Annotated in this window: 15 protein-coding genes; 8 read left to right on the top strand and 7 right to left on the bottom strand. The window is 73.3% G+C overall.

Annotated features, from left to right (window positions below; all coding sequences use genetic code 11):
• Positions 1–5: 5 nt before the first annotated feature.
• From rpoH to ACYU7H_RS10530, 3 genes are all read left to right on the top strand, one after another.
• The gene (gene rpoH / locus ACYU7H_RS10540) at positions 6–884 is read left to right on the top strand and encodes an RNA polymerase sigma factor RpoH (protein ID WP_460814547.1); all 879 of its coding nucleotides are present in this window, start codon (positions 6–8) and stop codon (positions 882–884) included.
• Positions 885–991: 107 nt separating this feature from the next.
• Entirely contained in the window at positions 992–1,756 is a 765-nt protein-coding gene (locus ACYU7H_RS10535) for a protein-L-isoaspartate(D-aspartate) O-methyltransferase (RefSeq protein WP_460814546.1), read from the top strand.
• Positions 1,757–1,760: 4 nt separating this feature from the next.
• On the top strand, positions 1,761–4,175 hold the full coding sequence (locus ACYU7H_RS10530) for a hypothetical protein (RefSeq protein WP_460814544.1): 2,415 nt from the start codon (positions 1,761–1,763) through the stop codon (positions 4,173–4,175).
• On the opposite strand, the gene ACYU7H_RS10525 is transcribed toward ACYU7H_RS10530, so the two are convergent.
• Entirely contained in the window at positions 4,169–6,409 is a 2,241-nt protein-coding gene (locus tag ACYU7H_RS10525) for a primosomal protein N' (protein ID WP_460814542.1), read from the bottom strand. The two genes, ACYU7H_RS10530 and ACYU7H_RS10525, sit on opposite strands and share 7 nt — an antisense overlap.
• A 471-nt stretch (positions 6,410–6,880) precedes the next feature.
• On the opposite strand from ACYU7H_RS10525, the gene ACYU7H_RS10520 reads away from it, so the two are divergent.
• Together ACYU7H_RS10520 and ACYU7H_RS10515 are read left to right on the top strand one after the other, a co-directional pair.
• Positions 6,881–7,891 (top strand): hypothetical protein, encoded by a 1,011-nt coding sequence (locus ACYU7H_RS10520; RefSeq protein ID WP_460814541.1) that lies wholly within the window; start codon positions 6,881–6,883, stop codon positions 7,889–7,891.
• Positions 7,878–8,540: a DUF3106 domain-containing protein gene (locus ACYU7H_RS10515; protein WP_460814539.1), complete on the top strand. Its 663-nt coding sequence runs from the start codon at positions 7,878–7,880 to the stop codon at positions 8,538–8,540. The genes ACYU7H_RS10520 and ACYU7H_RS10515 overlap by 14 nt, the downstream gene beginning before the upstream one ends.
• An 18-nt stretch (positions 8,541–8,558) precedes the next feature.
• On the opposite strand, the gene ACYU7H_RS10510 is transcribed toward ACYU7H_RS10515, so the two are convergent.
• Together ACYU7H_RS10510 and ACYU7H_RS10505 are read right to left on the bottom strand one after the other, a co-directional pair.
• The gene (locus ACYU7H_RS10510) at positions 8,559–8,891 is read right to left on the bottom strand and encodes a DUF4286 family protein (RefSeq protein ID WP_460814538.1); all 333 of its coding nucleotides are present in this window, start codon (positions 8,889–8,891) and stop codon (positions 8,559–8,561) included.
• Positions 8,892–8,899: 8 nt separating this feature from the next.
• On the bottom strand, positions 8,900–10,066 hold the full coding sequence (locus ACYU7H_RS10505; protein WP_460814536.1) for a DUF3667 domain-containing protein: 1,167 nt from the start codon (positions 10,064–10,066) through the stop codon (positions 8,900–8,902).
• Positions 10,067–10,145: 79 nt separating this feature from the next.
• Between ACYU7H_RS10505 and ACYU7H_RS10500 the strand changes: the two genes are divergently transcribed.
• Both ACYU7H_RS10500 and sppA read left to right on the top strand, forming a co-directional pair.
• Positions 10,146–11,555 carry an MATE family efflux transporter gene (locus ACYU7H_RS10500; RefSeq protein ID WP_460814535.1) on the top strand — a complete coding sequence of 470 codons (1,410 nt, stop codon included), beginning with the start codon at positions 10,146–10,148 and terminating at the stop codon, positions 11,553–11,555.
• 75 nt (positions 11,556–11,630) lie between these two features.
• Positions 11,631–13,508 carry a signal peptide peptidase SppA gene (gene sppA / locus ACYU7H_RS10495; RefSeq protein WP_460814534.1) on the top strand — a complete coding sequence of 626 codons (1,878 nt, stop codon included), beginning with the start codon at positions 11,631–11,633 and terminating at the stop codon, positions 13,506–13,508.
• 136 nt (positions 13,509–13,644) lie between these two features.
• Here the strand turns inward: sppA and ACYU7H_RS10490 are convergent, their stop codons facing one another.
• Entirely contained in the window at positions 13,645–13,917 is a 273-nt protein-coding gene (locus ACYU7H_RS10490; protein WP_460814532.1) for a hypothetical protein, read from the bottom strand.
• Positions 13,918–14,008: 91 nt separating this feature from the next.
• On the opposite strand from ACYU7H_RS10490, the gene ACYU7H_RS10485 reads away from it, so the two are divergent.
• Positions 14,009–14,785, top strand: coding sequence for an SDR family oxidoreductase (locus tag ACYU7H_RS10485; RefSeq protein WP_460814531.1), 777 nt, complete (start codon positions 14,009–14,011; stop codon positions 14,783–14,785).
• A 19-nt stretch (positions 14,786–14,804) separates the two neighbouring features.
• Here the strand turns inward: ACYU7H_RS10485 and ACYU7H_RS10480 are convergent, their stop codons facing one another.
• Genes ACYU7H_RS10480 through ACYU7H_RS10470 form a run of 3 tightly spaced genes read right to left on the bottom strand, consistent with a single transcriptional unit; the run spans position 14,805 to position 16,314 of the window.
• Complete coding sequence (locus tag ACYU7H_RS10480; protein WP_460814529.1) at positions 14,805–15,299, bottom strand: hypothetical protein; 495 nt, start codon at positions 15,297–15,299, stop codon at positions 14,805–14,807.
• Positions 15,296–15,688, bottom strand: a complete 393-nt coding sequence (locus ACYU7H_RS10475; RefSeq protein ID WP_460814528.1) for a YkvA family protein — start codon at positions 15,686–15,688, stop codon at positions 15,296–15,298. Before ACYU7H_RS10475 ends, ACYU7H_RS10480 begins: the two co-directional genes overlap by 4 nt.
• Positions 15,689–15,693: 5 nt before the next feature.
• On the bottom strand, positions 15,694–16,314 hold the full coding sequence (locus ACYU7H_RS10470; RefSeq protein WP_460814526.1) for a DUF1294 domain-containing protein: 621 nt from the start codon (positions 16,312–16,314) through the stop codon (positions 15,694–15,696).
• Positions 16,315–16,542: the final 228 nt, after the last annotated feature.

The raw sequence follows: 16,542 nt of genomic DNA, 5'->3' as shown, positions 1-16,542 counted from the left end.
TCGCCATGACCCAGACCGCCCTCGCGCCCGCCCTCGTCCCCAGCAACCTTCCGGTGCCTTCGCCGCTGGGCTCGCTGGATGCGTACGTCGGCGCCGTGCACCGCATCCCGGTGCTGTCGGCGGAGGACGAGCAGGCCCTGGCGCGCCGCTTCCACGACGAGGACGACCTCGACGCGGCCCGCGAGCTGGTGCTCTCGCACCTGCGCTTCGTGGTGCACGTGGCGCGCGGCTACAACGGCTACGGCCTGCCGCTGGGCGACCTCATCCAGGAAGGCAACATCGGCCTGATGAAGGCGGTGAAGCGCTTCGATCCGGACGTGGGCGTGCGCCTGGTGAGCTTCGCGGTGCACTGGATCCGCGCCGAGATGCACGAGTTCATCCTCAGGAACTGGCGCATCGTCAAGGTCGCCACGACCAAGGCGCAGCGCAAGCTGTTCTTCAACCTGCGCAAGAGCAAGCAGCGCCTGGGCTGGCTCAACGCGGAGGAAGTGCGTGCGGTCGCCGCCGACCTCAACGTGTCCGAGCGCGAGGTGCTGGAGATGGAGTCGCGCCTGTCCGGCCGCGACATCGGCTTCGACCTGACCGCCGACGACGACAACGACCACGCCCCGCCGGCGCCGGCCGCGTACCTGATGACGCAGGACGAGGACCCGGCCCAGGCCTACGAGCGCAACGACAGCGAGGACCACCAGCTGCAGCTGCTGCGCCAGGGCCTGCGCACGCTCGACGACCGCTCGCGCGACATCATCCGCCGCCGCTGGCTGGACGACGGCAACAAGGTCACGCTGCAGGAGCTGGCCGACGAGTACGGCGTGTCGGCCGAGCGCATCCGCCAGGTCGAGGCCAACGCGCTGAAGAAGATGAAGGCGCTGTTCGCCGCCTGACGCGCGCGCACCGATCGGCTCACGGAGAGCGGCCCGGGACACCGGGCCGTTCGCCTTTGCGGCATTGACGCCGCGGTAGCGCGCCCACGCCTACCCTCTCCGCCACCATGGACGCGCCCTCCGCCCCGGTCCGGGCCGCGCGCCACGGCCGGGCCCGGTCGTGGGTCGTGGTGCTGGCGGCGGCCGTCGCGAGCGCGCAGTCGGCGCCGGCGCCGGCGGACGATCCCCAGGCCGGGCGCCGGCACGCGATGGTGGCCGCGCTGCGCGCCGACGCGCCGGGCGCGCTCCGGCTCGACGCCGACGTGCTCGCGGCGATGCGCCGCGTGCCGCGCCATCGCTTCGTGCCGGCGGACGAGGTGCGGCACGCCTACGAGAACCGCCCGCTGCCGATCGGCTACGGCCAGACGATCTCCCAGCCGTACATCGTCGCGTTGATGACGACGCTCGCGCGTCCGTCCCGTGGCGACCGGATCCTGGAGATCGGCACCGGCTCGGGCTACCAGGCCGCGGTGCTCGCCGAACTCGCGGGCAGCGTGCACTCGATCGAGATCATCGAGCCGCTCGGCCGGCAGGCCGCGCGCCGCCTGGACGCGCTCGGTTACCGCAACATCGAGACGCGCATCGGCGACGGCTACTACGGCTGGAAGGACGCGGCGCCGTTCGACGCGATCGTGGTCACCGCCGCCGCGCCCTCGGTACCGCCGCCGTTGCTCGCGCAGCTCAAGCCCGGCGGACGCATGGTGATCCCGGTGGGTGGCAGTTTCTTCACCCAGACGCTGATGCAGGTGGAGAAGGACGCGCAGGGCCGCGCGCGCACCCGGCAGGTGCTGCCGGTGCGCTTCGTGCCGCTGACCCGTGGCGCGGACAAATGATGCGATGACCGCCGGGCGGCTGCGGCTCGCGTGCGCCATCGGCCTGGTCTCGATGGCCGCGCTGGCGTACCAGTTGCTGCTGATGCGTTGGCTGGCGATCGCGCACTGGCATTCGTTCGCGGTGGTGATCATCAGCCTGGCGCTGCTCGGGCACGGCGCGAGCGGCACCGTGCTGAGCGTGCTGGGCCACCGTGCGGTCCGCCGTTTCGAGATGCTGTTCCCCGCCAGCGCGATCGCGTTCGCGGTGGCCGCGGCGGCCTGCCTGCCGCTGGCGCGTGCGATCCCGTTCAACGGGCTCGAACTGGTCTGGGACCTGCGCCAGGTCGGCTGGCTCGCGCTCCTCTACCTGTGCCTGTCCCTGCCGTTCTTCTTCGCCGCCGGCTGCTTCGGGCTCGCGTTCGCGCGCCATGGCGACGGCATTCCCGCGCTGTATGGCGCGGACCTGCTTGGCGCGGGGATGGGTGCCGTCGTCGCCCTGCTGCTGTCGTGGCTGTGGCCGGTCGACGGTGCGCTGGCGGTGGCGATCGCGCTGGCGCCGCTCGCCGCGCTGCTCGTGCGGCCCGGGTGGACGGTGCGCGTCGGCGCGGTCGCTGCCCTCGCGCTGGTCGCGGTGCTGTTCGCGCGCGGCGGGCTGGCGCCGGAGACCAATCCGTACAAGGGACTTCCCAGGGCGCTGCTGGCGCGGGACGCGCGCGTGGTGGCGGAACGCCACGGGCCGCAGGGCTGGGTGGCGGTGCTCGAAAGCCCGCGCGTGCCGCTGCGGATCGTCCCCGGCCTGAGCCTGCAGAACACCCTTGAGCCCGCGTCCCAGCTGGGCGTGTTCGTCGATGGCGACGGGCCGGGCACGATCACCGCGCACGGCGACCCGTCGTCGCTTGCCTACCTCACGCATACGGTGTCCGCGTTGCCGTACGCATTGCGACGGCAGCCGCGCGTCCTGGTGCTCGGCGCCGGCGCGGGGAGCGACGTGCTGCAGGCCCGCGTGCTGGGCGCGCGCACGGTCGATGCGGTGGAGCGCGACGCGAACATCGTGGCGCTCGCGCGCGACAGCTTCGGCGCGTTCGCGGGCGACCTCTATCACGCCCCCGGCGTCACGGTCCACGTCGCCGATGCGCGTGGCTTCGTCCGCGCCGACGACGGCCGCTACGACATCATGGTCCTGGCCTCGGGCGGGACCATGGCCGCCGGCAGCGCGGGGGTGCAGGCGGTGGCGGAGGACTACGCGCAGACCGTGGAGGCGTTCGGCGACGCCCTCGGGCGGCTCGCGCCGGGCGGGCTGCTGGTGGCCACGCGCTGGGAGAAGCAGCCACCACGCGACGCGCTGCGCCTGTTCGCCACAGCGGTGGCGGCGTTGCGCGAAGCGGGCATCGACGACCCCGGCTCCCACCTGCTGGCGATCCGCAACTGGGACGCCGGCACTCTGCTGGTCGGCCGCGAGCCGCTGGCGCCCGCGGACGTGGCGCGCGCGCTGGCGTTCGCCGGGCGCGAGGGATTCGACATCGTGCATGCACCGGGCGTGCGGGCGGAGGCGACCGGCACGTTCCACTTCGCCGGCGGCGATCAACGCGAAGGCGCGCGTGCCTTGCTGTCGAACGACGCCGCCGCATACATCGACGCGTACAAGTTCGACATCGCACCCGTGCGCGACGACCGGCCGTACTTCGGCAACTTCTTCAAGTGGTCGACGCTGCCTGAGCTGTGGCGGCTGCGCGGGCAGGGCGCGGCGGTGCTGCTGGATTCCGGCTACCTGTTGCTGCTGGCGGCGCTCGCGCAGGCCTTGCCGCTGGCGATCGCGCTGGTGCTTCTCCCCCTGCTCGCGCTGCCACGCGGCGACGCCCACGGCGTGTCGAGATGGCGCGCCGCGACCTACTTCCTGTGCCTGGGACTGGCGTTCCTCTTCATCGAGATCGCCTGCCTGGGCCGGCTCGGCCTGCTGGTCGGGCATCCGATCCTGGCGATCGCCACCGGTCTCGCCGGCTTCCTGGCGTTCGCGGGCCTGGGCAGCCTGTGCGCGCAGCGCTGGCACGAACGCACGCGCGTGGCCGGGCGTCCCGTCGCATGGGCGGTCGCGGGCATCGCGGTCGCGCTGGTGTGGCATGTCGGCACGTTCGCGCTCGCCTTGTCGATCGGCGGCGCGTGGCCCGCATGGCTCCGCGCCGTCGCCGGGCTGGCCACGATCGCGCCGCTGGCCTTCGCGATGGGCATGCCGTTCCCGCTGGCGCTCGCGCGGCTGGCACGCGAGGCGCCCGCGTTCGTGCCATGGGCCTGGGGCATCAACGGCTGCGCGTCGGTGGTCGCGGCGATCGGCGCGCTGCTGCTGGCGATCGAGGTCGGCCTGCGCGCGACGCTCGCGATCGCGCTGGCGCTGTACGTGCTGGCGGCGTGGGCCTGGCGCGAAGGACGCGCCCGCGCTCAGTAGAGGTCGGTCGGGTCGACGTCGAGCGACCAGCGCACGCGTCGCGCCTCCGGCAGCGCATGCAGCGCCGGCACCGTGCGCGACAGCAGGCCCTGCAGCGCCGGCCGCTGCGCGGCCCCGAGTAGCAATTGGGCGCGGTGGTGCCCGGCGCGCCGCGGCATCGGCGCGGGCATCGGGCCGTGCAGCTCGACCTGCGTCGGCTCGCCGCGCGCGGCGTCGAACACGGCGCGCGCGGCCTCGAGGAAGTCGCGCACCGGTTCCACCTGCGCCGCCTCCGCGCGCAGCAGCGCGAGGTGCGCGAACGGCGGGAAGCCGGCCGCCTCGCGCAGTTCCAGCTCCGTCGCCGCGAACGCGTGGTAGCCACCGCGCACCAGCACCTGCAGCAGCGGGTGTTCGGGATGGTGCGTCTGCAACAGCACGCGTCCGGGACGGTCCGCCCGGCCGGCGCGGCCGGCGACCTGCACCAGCAGCTGGGCCAGCTTCTCCGGGGCGCGGAAGTCGGCGGAGAACAGCCCCTCGTCGATGCCGACGACGACCACCAGCACCAGCCGCGCCAGGTCGTGGCCCTTCGCCAGCATCTGCGTGCCGACCAGGATCCCGGGGTCATCGCCCAGCGTGTCGAGCATCGACGCCAGCGCATCGCGCCGCCGCGTGCTCGCGCGGTCGATGCGCAGCACGGGCACGTCCGGGAACAGGGCCGCGAGTTCGGCCTCGATGCGCTCGGTGCCCAGGCCCTGCGGCTGCAGCGCCAGCCCGGCGCAGTCCGGGCAGGCCGGCGGCGCGGGCCGGCGGGCGCCGCAGTGGTGGCACTGCAGCCGGCGCCCGTGCGCGTGCACGGTCATCGGCATCGTGCGTTCGGGCGTGCTGCAGCGCGGACAGTGCGCGCTCCAGCCGCAGTCATGGCACAGCAGCACCGGCGCGTAGCCGCGCCGGTTGCGGAACACCAGCACCTGGCCGCCCGCGCCCAGCGCCGCGCGCACCGCATCGACCGCCTCCGGCGACAGGCCGCCACGCAGCGGGCGCTTGCGCACGTCGAGCACCTGCACCGGCGGCGTCGTGCCCGCGCCCGCGCGGCGGGGCAGGCGCAGGTGCGCGTAGCGCCCGAGGTGGGCGTTGTGCAGGGTCTCCAGCGAGGGTGTCGCGCTGCCGAGCACGACCGGCACGCCCAGCGCCTTGGCCCGCACCAGCAGGAAGTCGCGCGCGTGGTAGCGGAACCCGTCGAGCTGCTTGTAGCTTCCGTCGTGTTCCTCGTCGATGACCACCAGCCCGGCATGGGGCAGGGGCAGGAACGCCGCCGAGCGCGTGCCGACCACAACCCGGGCCTCGCCGCGCCACGCCGCCGCCCAGGTGCGCGCCCGCTCGCCGTCCGACAGGCCCGAATGCAGCGCGTGCACGGGCACGCCCAAGCGCGCGCGGAACCGCGACAGCATCTGCGGCGTCAGGCCGATCTCCGGCACCAGCACGAGCGCCTGCCTGCCCCGCGCCAGGCAGTCGGCGATCGCGTGCAGGTACACCTCGGTCTTGCCGCTGCCGGTCACCCCGTCGAGGAGGATCGGGGCGAACCCGTCCGCGGCGCCCACCACGGTGGCGATCGCGGCGGCCTGGTCGTCGTTGGGCGGTGGGCCCGGCACGGGCGCCGGCGACAGCGCCGCGACATCCAGCGTGCAGGCTTCGGCCAGGTCGCGCGCGGCCAGCGTCCGCGCGGCGGCGCGCCAGCCCTCCAGTCGATCGTCGAGCAACGAGGCCTCGACGGGTCCGTCCACGAGCAGCATCGCCAGTTGCCGTGGCCGGCCCTGGCGCATGCCATCGAGTGCCTCCCGGCCCGCCGCCGTCAGGCGCCAGCCACGGGCCCGGGTGTCCGGGACCGGATCGCCACGGCGCAGGGCCGCGGGCAAGGCGGTGGCCAGCACCTCCCCGAGCGGGGCATGGGTGTAGCGCGCCAGCCAGCGCAGGGAGTCGAGCAGTTCGCCGGCGAGCAGGGGCGTGTCGTCCAGCCGGGCCAGGACGGCCTTCGGCGCCGGTGCGTCCGGATCGCGGGGGCCGATGCCGGCGACCACCCCCACCAGCACCCGGGGCCCGAACGGCACCCGCACCCGGCAGCCGATCCAGCCGGCGTCCGCCGGCGGCCCGTCCGCCGCGGCGGCGTAGTCGAAGCGATGGGGCAACGGAACCGGCAGCGCGACCTGGAGCACCGGCCCGATGGCGGGGTCGGCGGAAGCGGGGGCGGCTGCGGGCATCGCGCGAGTCTAGCGAGGCGGGGACACGTGAAGATCGCGGCTTGCGATCCATAGCTCCCGCCGGTGCGACGAACGTCGCGCAAACCGCTGCCACGAAAGGACTTTGTCCCTTATCCACACCAAATGTGGATAAGCCTGTGCACGACGCCGCGCGCGAGGGGCCGATGGGCCATGGCGGCGGGCCCCTTCCCGGCTTGGACAAAAAAGTGCCATCTGGGGGTTTTCCAGTGGAATCAACGACTTGTTCGTGAAACCACGGTGAAACATTGGTGAAGTCGGCCGACGGCCGGGCCGATGTGTCGGCGCGGTTACTGCTGTGCACAACCGGATGGCGCCGAAGCCTTGTGCCGCCTTGGGGAGCAGGTTTTTCAGCTTTGTCAAGCCAATTGTTTGCCTGTGATCCGCGGGTGCGTCGTCACCCGGCAGCGCGCGGAGGCGCCGTTATGATGGCGCGGCCATGCATCCCGCCCGATGAGTTCCCGCCCGCCGCGCGCCCCCGCCAGCCCCCCGCCCGCCGTGCCGCCCGCCCTGTCCGCGTTCCTGCGCGGGGTCGAGCGCCGCGGTGCCGTGCTGGCGGAGCTGCAGGCAGGGGATGCCATGGCGGGCGACGCCGCGCTGGCGGCGGCGATGCGGGCCTTCCTGGCCGGGGCCGAGGCCCAGCCAATGGCCGAATGGCCGGCGCGCTTCTGGACCCTCTTGCTGGCCGCGCCGGCGCTCCGGCGGGGCGGGGCCGGGCACGGGCATGGCCAGGCGCACGGGCACTGGCCGTCGGGCCTGGGCTGGCTCGGCCGCGTGCCGCCCGGGCCGCGCGCCGCGCTGCTGCTGCGGCTGGCCGCGGGCCTGGACGCGCCGCAGGCCGCCGACGTGCTGGCGATCGCCCCGAACAGCTACCGCCTCGCGTTGCGACGCGCGCTGCCGCACCACGCGGACGGTCGCGCCGACACGGCCGCCTGGGCCGGGTTGCGCGCCCACGTCCATCGCCGCATCAAGACCCTGCCCGCCGAGCGCCTCGCGCACCTGGCGCACCTGCGCGAAGTCGCGCTGTCGCCGCAGGGCGCGCAGGCATCGCCCGCCGACGCGGATGCCCGGCGCGGGCCCGTCCGCGTCCTCTGGATCCTGTTCGCGCTGTGCATGGCGGCGCTGGCGGCGACCTGGCTGTGGCCGGCGTGGCTGGCGCGCGGCGGGGTCGACGACATCGAACAGACCGGCCTGCGCGAGGAGCGCGCGGCGGCCCGGTTCGACGACCCGTTCGCCGCGATCACCCACCGCGACTTCGACCTGCTCGCCGATCCGGACGGCCTGGCCGCGGCCGAGTCGCTGGCGTTCCACAGCTGGCTCGCGGCGCAGCCGGACCTCGTCGACGCGGTGCGTGAAGAGATGGCCGAGGACGAAGGCGATACGCCGGCCACCGGCGCGCGCGAGGGCTCCGGTCCCGACGCAAGCGCCACCGGCCGTGGGGAGACCGTCGATGTCCCGCGCTGATCCCATGCGCCCGCGCCGCCCGCGCCTTGCCGCCACGGCCGCGCTGCTCGTCGTGGCCGCGACCGCGCTCGGCGGGCTGGCCGCCGCGCCGGCCCTCGAGCCCTGGCTCGCACGCCTGCCCGACGCGGAGCAGGCCGCGTTGCGCACCCGGGCCGGCCAGTGGCGCGGCTGGACCGGCGACGCGCGCGAGGCGTTCCTCGCCCGCATGGCCGAATGGGATGCACGCGACCCGGCCACGCGCGCCACGCTGCGCGCGCACTGGCAGGCGTGGCGCGAACTGGACCCGGTGGACCGGGCGATGGTGCGCGGCGCCGCGGCACGCTTCGATGCGCTGCCCGAATCCACGCGCGATGCATTGCGCGCGCGGTTCGACGCACTCGACGCCAGCGCGCAACGCGGCTGGCTGCTCGGCCCGCGCGTGGGCGCGGACTATCCCGCGCTGCAACCGCTGCTGGCGCAGGTGCCGGAAGCCGAGCGCCTGCCGCTGCTGCGCGTGCTGCGCGCGATGTCGCCCGCCGAACGCGCCGACCTCGCCGTGCTCGTGCAGCGCACCCCGCCCACCGAACGCGCGGAACTGCGCCGTGGCCTGCTGTCGACGTCGGACGGCAACCGCGCGGCGTGGCTGCGGCTGCGCCTGGATGGCGCCTGAGCGTCCAGGCCCGCGGCCTCAGTCGAGCGGCGCCATCACCCGCCGGCGTGCGCTGAAGCGGTCACCGAACCGCGCCACGCCGGCTTCGCGCATGCGCGGCGCGTGGTCGCGCAGGTAGCCTTGCAGCGCCGCCGCGTCGCGCAGCACGTACTGCACGCACAGGCCGGCGCGGCCGCCCTCGGGCACCGGGTCGCGCACCTCGAACACACGCGCGGACACGAAGCCCGGCAGCGCGAGCAGCTCGCGCACGTGCGCCGCCAGCCAGGCGCGGTAGTCGTCCGCGATGGCGGCGTCGACCGCGAGGTCGACCTCGTACACCACCGTGCCCGCGCCGTCTTCCGTATCCGGCATGCCGCCCCCTACATCCACACCAGGCTGACCAGCAGCGTGGCCAGCGCGCCGAAGCCCAGCAGCACCATGTAGGCCGTGCCGAGCAGCGCGTACTTGAGCAGCGTCATCGGCCAGCCCTGGCGGTAGACGCGCTTCTGCATCAGCAGCAGGTACACCGGCATCCAAGCGAACAGCAGGAACTCGACGAAACCCAGCAGGACGCGCAGCACGCCGCCCTGCGGCGCCAGCCAGTCGCGCAGCGCCACCACCACGAACACCCCCAGCAGCGCCAGGCACAGGAAGGCGTGGCTGTGCAGCGCGACGATCAGGTGCTCCATGTACAGCCGGTGCCTGAACGCGTAGGCCAGCTTCAGCAGCACCGCGAACACCGGAAGCAGCACGAACAGCGTCGACGGGATCGTGCCCAGCAGCGCGTTCTTGAAGCGCTCGGGGTCGTCCCGCAGCTCGGCCACGTTGTCGCGCGCGCGGCCGATGTTCCTGTTGAGCCAATCGTTCGCGAACGCAGGAAGCCAGGCGAACTCGAGTGGATTGGTCTCCGCGTCCCAGAGGTCGCCGTTGAAGCGGATCTCCAATGGCTCGTCATCCGCGGCCGGGGGCGGGTCGCCGCGCAATTCCGCCAGGCGCTTCTCGGCCTCGCGGTTGATGTTGCGCTCCGCGGCATCGAGCGCGATGCGTGCGCCGGGCTCTTCCTCCGCCTCCGGGCGCGCCTCGCGCAGGCTGGCGAGCGCGGCGTCGCGCATGCGCACCACGTCGGCCTCTGTGGTCGCGGTGGCGATGCTCTCGTCGCCGACCCGGATGCCGTCGCTGCTCGCCTCGATCGTCAGCTGCGCGACGAAGAAGGTCACGATGCTCAGGAAGAAGAACAGCCGCACCGGGCTGACGTAGCGCACGCGCCGGCCCTCGAAGTACTCGCAGGTCAGCCAGCCGGGCCGCGCGAACAGCGGCCAGAGCGTGCGGAAGGTGCGCGAGTCGAAGTCGAAGACGCTGTCGAAGAAGTCGCCGATGATGCTGGTGAAGTGGCGAACCAGCCCCTTCACCGGCTGGCCGCACCGGTAGCAGTGCGGGCCGAGCAGCGGCGTGCCGCAGTTTCGGCAGGCCTGGCCTGTCGGTTCGGGCGCCGCGGGCGCCGGGGGCGGGGCGTCGCCGCCCGCCGGAGTGGTTTCGGTTTCCGCCATGGCATTCCCCGGGCCACGCGAGTCGTCGACTGCTTAAGATAGACCGTCCGCCGCGCCCCCGCGCCGCAGAACGCCGTCCATGCCCCACGACACGTCACCATCGCCGCGCCTCGGCCACGAGGTGCGACGCACCCTCATCCTGTCCGCGCCGCTGGTGCTGGGACAGCTGTCGTCGGTGCTGATGACCTTCATCGACACCATCCTGGCCGGCCGCCACGGCGCGACCACGCTGGCGGCGGTCGCGGTCGGCAGCGCGGTGTGGTCGGTGGTGATCCTGGTGCTGATCGGCGTGCTGATGGCGGTGCCGCCGTCGGTGTCGCAGCTCGACGGCGCCGACCGGCGCGGCGAGATCGGGCCGCTGTTCCGGCAGGCGCTGTGGCTGGCGGTCGCGCTGGGCGTCGCGCTGTTCGGGCTGGTGAGCCTGTCCGGGCCGCTGCTGGCGGCGATGGGCATCGCCGACGACGTGCGCCCGGGCGCCGAGGCCTTCCTGATGGCGATCCGCTGGGGCGCCCCGGCGCTGGCGCTGTTCTTCGCCGCGCGCTACCTGAGCGAGGGCATGGCCTGGACGCTGCCGACAATGGTCGCCGGCCTGGGCGGCGTGGTCGCGCTGCTGCCGCTGGGCTGGACCTTCATGTTCGGCGGCACCGTGGCCGGCCTGGCCATCCCGGCGATGGGCGCGGCGGGCCTGGGGTACGCCACCGCGCTGGTGCTGTGGGTGCAGGCGCTCGGGTTCCTGGCCTACCTGTGGCTGGCGCCGCGCTTCGCGGACCTGGCGCTGTTCTCGCACCTGGAGGCGCCGCACCCGACGCGGATCGCGGCGCTGCTGCGGCTGGGCCTGCCGATCGGCGTGGCGGTGTTCATGGAGGGCAGCCTGTTCGTCGCCACGGCGCTGCTGATCGGGCGCATGGGCACCACCGCGGTGGCCGCCCACCAGGTGGCGATCAACGTCGCCAGCCTCGCCTTCATGGTGCCGCTGGGCGTGGCCATGGCCACCACCGTGCGCATCGGCCGGGCGGCCGGGCGGGGCGATGCGGCCGGCGTGCGCGCGGCGGGGCGCGCGGGCCTTGTCATCGTGCTGGCCACGCAGCTGCTGACCGCCGGGGTCATGCTCGGCTTCGGCGGCCCCATCGCCGGCCTGTACACCGACGACGCCGCGGTCGCGTCGCTTGCCGCCACCCTGCTGCTGTTCGCCGCCGCCTTCCAGTTCCCGGACGGCATCCAGGCCCTGTCGGCCGGGGCGCTGCGCGGGCTGAAGGACACCACCTGGCCGATGGCCATCACCGCGCTCGCGTACTGGGGCGTGGGCATGCCCTTCGGCGCGTGGCTGGCGATGGAGGCCGGCCGGGGCTGGGGGCCGCAGGGCATGTGGTGCGGCCTGATCGCCGGCCTGAGCATGGCCGCCGCGCTGCTGGGCTGGCGCTTCCACCGGCTGTCCCGGCTGCCGGTCCCGCCCCGCCCGCCAACGGTCGCCGTGACCAACGAGACATGACCGCGACGGGGTGACCGCTTAGGCTGTCGGCCATGGGCGCACATGGCGCCCCTGCATTTCCGGAGTACCCCCCAGATGAACCAGCCGTCCCGCCGCGGCCCCATCGCCCGCGTCGCCGTCGGGCTGTGGGACACGCTCAACTTCACCCGCCGCCTGGTCTTCAACCTGCTGTTCCTGCTGCTGCTGGTCCTGCTGGTCGCCATGCTGCTGCACGGCGGCCGGCCGGGGCCGCTGCTTGGCGACAACACGCTGGTGGTCGCGCCCGAGGGCCGGCTGGTGGAGCAGTACAGCTCCGACCCGATCAGCCGCGCGATCGGCCGCGCGATGGGCGACGGCATCGCCGAGGTGCAGCTGCGCGACCTGCTGCGCACGTTCGAGCTGGCCAGGGACGACGACCGCATCGAGCGCGTGTTCCTGCGCACCGACCGGCTGATGGTGTCCGGCCACGCCTCGCTGCGCGAACTCGCCGCCGCCGTGCGCGAGGTGCGCGAGGCGGGCAAGCAGGTGGTCGCGTACGGCGACTACTTCGGCCAGGGCCAGTACCTGCTCGCCGCGCAGGCCGACGAGGTCTACCTCGACCCGATGGGCGGCATGGTGCTCGAGGGCCTGTCGCGCTACCGCCAGTACTACCGCGAGGGGCTGGAGGACAAGCTCGGCGTGGACGTGCACCTGTTCAAGGTGGGCGAGTACAAGTCCGCCGCCGAGCCCTACGTGCTCGACGCCGCGTCCGACGAGGCAAAGGAAGCCGACCTGTTCTGGATGAACGACGTGTGGCAGCGGTACCTCGCCGACGTGGCCGCCGCGCGCGGGATCCGGCCGGCCGCGTTGCAGGCGGGCATCGCGAACATCGACCAGGGCGTGGCCGCGGCCGGCGGCGACCTGGCGAAGTTCGCGCTCGACCAGAAGCTGGTCGACGGGCTGAAGACGCTCGAGGAGATCGACGCGATGCTCGCCGAGCGTGGCACCGCCGACGAGGACGCGCCCGGCGGCTACCGCCAGGTCGACATGGGCGATTACCTGCTGCACCACGCGCGCCCGGTGGCGACCGACGTGCGCCCGCAGGTCGCGGTCGTCGTCGCCGAGGGCGCGATCACCTCCGGCGAGCAGCCGCCCGGCACCGTCGGCGGCGAGTCCACCTCGCAGCTGCTGCGCGAGGCGCGCGAGGACGAGCAGGTGAAGTCCGTCGTGCTGCGCGTGAACTCGCCCGGCGGCGAGGTGTTCCCGTCCGAGCAGATCCGCCGCGAGGTGGTCGCGCTGCAGGCGGCGGGCAAGCCCGTGGTCGTGTCGATGGGCGACGTCGCCGCGTCCGGCGGCTACTGGATCAGCATGGACGCCGACCGCATCTACGCCGACCCGTCGACGATCACCGGTTCGATCGGCATCTTCGGCCTGTTCCCGACCGTGCCGCGCGCGCTGGACAAGTTCGGCATCCACACCGACGGCGTGGGCACCACGCCCATTGCCGGCGCGTTCGACATCACCCGTCCGCTCGACCCGAAGGTGGGCAGCGTGGTGCAGAGCGCGATCGAGCATGGCTACCGCCAGTTCATCGGCAAGGTGGCGGACGCGCGCGAGCGCACGCCGGCGCAGGTGGACGAGGTCGGCCGCGGCCGCGTGTGGTCCGGTGCGCAGGCCGAGGAACGCGGGCTGGTCGACGCCATGGGCGGGCTGCGCACGGCGATCGCCGACGCCGCCGGCCGCGTGGAGCTGGAGGACGGCGACTACCGGGTGCGCTACATCGAGCGCGGCGGCACGCCGTTCGAGCGCTTCTTCATGCGCTTCGCCGAAAGCCGCGTGGGCGCGGCGTGGCTGCGCGAGTCGGGCCTCGCCCGCGGGCTGGTGGAAACGCTGGCGCCGCAGGCGCGCGACGACCTGAAGTTCCTCGAGCACGCGCTGTCGCGCGCGCCGGGCCGCCCGGTGACGTCGCTGGCGTACTGCTTCTGCGGGTTCTGAGGCGGCCGCTGGTCGCCTCCCGAATCGCGCGCGTAGGCGCGCTCCTGCAAACGGTTGTCGCTCCCCCCGTAGGAGCGCGCCTACGCGCGCGAAGCCCGCGAACCTCACCGCACCCGCGAACCACGCCCTCCGCGACTCACGGATCCGCCCCCGTCTGCGCCTCCACCTCGGCCCGCCGGCGCGCGGCCGCATCTTCCACCACGCCCTCGACGGCGCGGGCCCGGTCCTGCGGCGCCTGGATCGCATCGCGCAACCGCGTGTCGGGGTTCGGCCGCGCCGCCGCGTCCGTGGCCGCGTTGGCCACCGGTTCCGGCGGGTGTTCGGTCGGCGGCGGCTCCGGCTTGCGGCACCCCGCGAATCCCATCGCCACGACCACCAATACCGCCACGCCGGCACCGCGCCACGCCACGCCTGTCCGTCCGACCCGCATCACGCGCCTCCACGGCCCATGGGCACGGCGGCTATCCTACGCGCCGGACCGCACCGCACGCAGGCCACGCATGGATCCGCACCGCTGGCGACTCGACGGGCAACGGGCACTGGTGACCGGTGCCAGCGCCGGCATCGGCCGCGCCATCGCGCGCGAGCTGCTGGGCTTCGGCGCCGACGTCATGCTGGTGGCGCGCGAACCCAACGCGCTGGAATCCACCCGCGCCGAACTCGAGGACGAGTTCCCCGGTCGCACCGTCGCCGCGCTGGCCGCCGACGTGGCCGACGCCGAGGAGCGCCGGGAGATCCTCGACTGGGTGGAGGACCACGGCGACGGCCTGCACATCCTGGTCAACAACGCCGGCGGCAACCAGAGCAAGCCGGCGGTGGACTACACCGAGGACGAGTGGCGGTCGATCTTCGAGGTCAACCTGTTCAGTGCCTTCGAGCTCAGCCGCTACGCGCACCCGCTGCTCACCCGGCACCCGGCCTCGTGCGTGGTCAACGTGGGCAGCGTGTCCGGCCTCACCCACGTGCGCACCGGCGCGCCCTACGGCATGAGCAAGGCCGCGCTGCACCAGCTCACCCGCAACCTCGCCATCGAATGGGCCGAGGACGGCGTGCGCGTCAACGCGGTGGCGCCCTGGTACATCCGCACGCGCCGCACCTCCAGCAAGCTGGCCGACCCTGACTACCTGGACGAGGTGCTGCTGCGCACGCCGCTCGGCCGCGTGGGCGAGCCGGAGGAAGTGGCCGCGGCGGTGGCGTTCCTGTGCCTGCCGGCGTCGGGCTATGTCACCGGCGAGTGCATCGCCGTGGACGGCGGGTTCCTGCGCTACGGGTTCTGATACGCGACGCGCGCAAGGCTCAGCCGGCGAACGACAGCGCCGCCAGCACGATCGCCAGGCTCGCGCCGACGTAGGCCAGGTTCGACGCGGCGCGCACGGCCCACGGCCGGCCGGTGAGGTCGTGGCCGACCGCCTTGCCCAGCAACACGCCCAGGCCCATCACGAAGAACCACGGCGTGAACAGGAACGCGGGCGCACCGCGCGCGGCCATCGTCACCAGGTCGTGCAGCGCGCCGCAGGCGACGAACGTGGCGACCAGGGCCACCGGCGGGGGCATCCAGCGCTTGAGCGGCGCGAACACGTAGCGCCCCAGCGCATAACCGAACACCGGGTTCCAGTACCGCCAGAAACCGGCGAACGTGGGCGCGCCCAGCGACCGGTGCAGCATGTTGCGCAGGCTGCCCGGCGCGCCGGCCGGCAGCCCATTGCGCCGGCGGATGTACCGGCCCAGCGTGAGTTGGCGTTCCCCCTGTTGCATCGGTGCCCCGGTGTGGATCGTGCGCTGGAAGCTCACGCGCGGAACCAACCGTAGCCGACCCACGCCAGCCACGCGGCTGCCAGAAGCCACAGGACGACGATCACGACCGCGGCCGTGCGCGCCACCGGCAGGTCGACGGCTGCCGCCGCGCGCTCGCGTGATTCGCGGATCACCGCCTCGGGCAGCAACCGCACCACCAGCCACACGCCGAGCGGCACCAGCACCAGGTCGTCGAGGTAGCCGAGCACCGGGATGAAGTCGGGGATGAGGTCGATGGGGCTGATTGCGTAGGCGGCCACGCTCAGTGCCAGCACGCGCACGGCCCACGGCGTGCCTGGGTGGCGTGCGGCGTAGTAGACGGTGAGGGCGTCCTGCTTGAGGCGGCGGGCCCAGGTGCGGAGGTGGGTAACAGAAGCTCGCGGCACGCCAGTCAGCCGCCGAACACGTCTGCGAGACTCACCGCCTTGCCGGAAGCCACCAGATAGCCGACGGGGACGACATTCAAGATCACCGTGAACCAGAAGATCGTCTGGAAAGGCTGCTTGATGGTCTTGTGCCGGAATTGCTGCTGCGCGATGAGCGCGCCGGGCCAACCCGAGAGCAATGAGAGCAGGTGCAGGAAGTTCTCGGGCGTGCGCGACGCGCCGGTTCCTGCGGCAGCCTTGTCGGATCGATACGCGAGGAAAGTGACGGTGCTCATCGCGAAGTAGGCGACGGGTACGGGTGTCGGCAGCCAATCGCCTAGCCAGGCCACGACAAGCGCAGCAAGGGCCCCGATTCCAATGGCAGCCCGAGGGATGCGCGACGGCTCGCGACGAACCGCGATCTTCTGGCCGGCGTGCCGGATCTCCCGCGCTTGCAGTCGACCGCGCGCATCTGTCGCTGCAACGTAGGAGATCAGGTCGCCATCGACGGGGCGACGCGAGCCTCGTTGGAACGCATTGACGTGGACGAATGCGCGTGCGCCTCCTCCATTGGGAGTGACAAACCCAAATCCCTTCTCGTCATTCCAATCAACGACGCGGCCTGCGAGGCGAGTTGCAACTGTCATGGCTCCGAATCCGGCAAGATCGAGTACCAATTCCCATTCGGCAATGCCGCTGGACTCGCTGGCGAAACAACCTCAGGCGACATCAGCCCGACGGGGAGAATAGGGCAAGGCGGCACCTTGCGTGTCGGCTCAAGCGACGGGTCAGCATTGCCGAGGTACGACCCGCTGGTGGCGGCCGCCACCGCAGCCTAGACTGTGCGCCGGGCCCGAACGCTGGCCCGTTTGTCG

The organism is Luteimonas pelagia, assembly GCF_054776035.1.
The sequence above is the reverse complement of the archived record's forward strand: the minus strand, read 5'-3'. Positions and strand labels throughout refer to the sequence as shown.

Bases quoted from the DNA above. Each gene is read 5' to 3' on its own strand.
- rpoH (WP_460814547.1), top strand. From the start codon at position 6: ATGACCCAGACCGCCCTCGCGCCCGCCCTCGTCCCCAGCAACCTTCCG.
- ACYU7H_RS10535 (WP_460814546.1), top strand. From the start codon at position 992: ATGGACGCGCCCTCCGCCCCGGTCCGGGCCGCGCGCCACGGCCGGGCC.
- ACYU7H_RS10530 (WP_460814544.1), top strand. From the start codon at position 1,761: ATGACCGCCGGGCGGCTGCGGCTCGCGTGCGCCATCGGCCTGGTCTCG.
- ACYU7H_RS10525 (WP_460814542.1), bottom strand. From the start codon at position 6,409: ATGCCCGCAGCCGCCCCCGCTTCCGCCGACCCCGCCATCGGGCCGGTG.
- ACYU7H_RS10520 (WP_460814541.1), top strand. From the start codon at position 6,881: ATGAGTTCCCGCCCGCCGCGCGCCCCCGCCAGCCCCCCGCCCGCCGTG.
- ACYU7H_RS10515 (WP_460814539.1), top strand. From the start codon at position 7,878: ATGTCCCGCGCTGATCCCATGCGCCCGCGCCGCCCGCGCCTTGCCGCC.
- ACYU7H_RS10510 (WP_460814538.1), bottom strand. From the start codon at position 8,891: ATGCCGGATACGGAAGACGGCGCGGGCACGGTGGTGTACGAGGTCGAC.
- ACYU7H_RS10505 (WP_460814536.1), bottom strand. From the start codon at position 10,066: ATGGCGGAAACCGAAACCACTCCGGCGGGCGGCGACGCCCCGCCCCCG.
- ACYU7H_RS10500 (WP_460814535.1), top strand. From the start codon at position 10,146: ATGCCCCACGACACGTCACCATCGCCGCGCCTCGGCCACGAGGTGCGA.
- sppA (WP_460814534.1), top strand. From the start codon at position 11,631: ATGAACCAGCCGTCCCGCCGCGGCCCCATCGCCCGCGTCGCCGTCGGG.
- ACYU7H_RS10485 (WP_460814531.1), top strand. From the start codon at position 14,009: ATGGATCCGCACCGCTGGCGACTCGACGGGCAACGGGCACTGGTGACC.
- ACYU7H_RS10470 (WP_460814526.1), bottom strand. From the start codon at position 16,314: ATGACAGTTGCAACTCGCCTCGCAGGCCGCGTCGTTGATTGGAATGAC.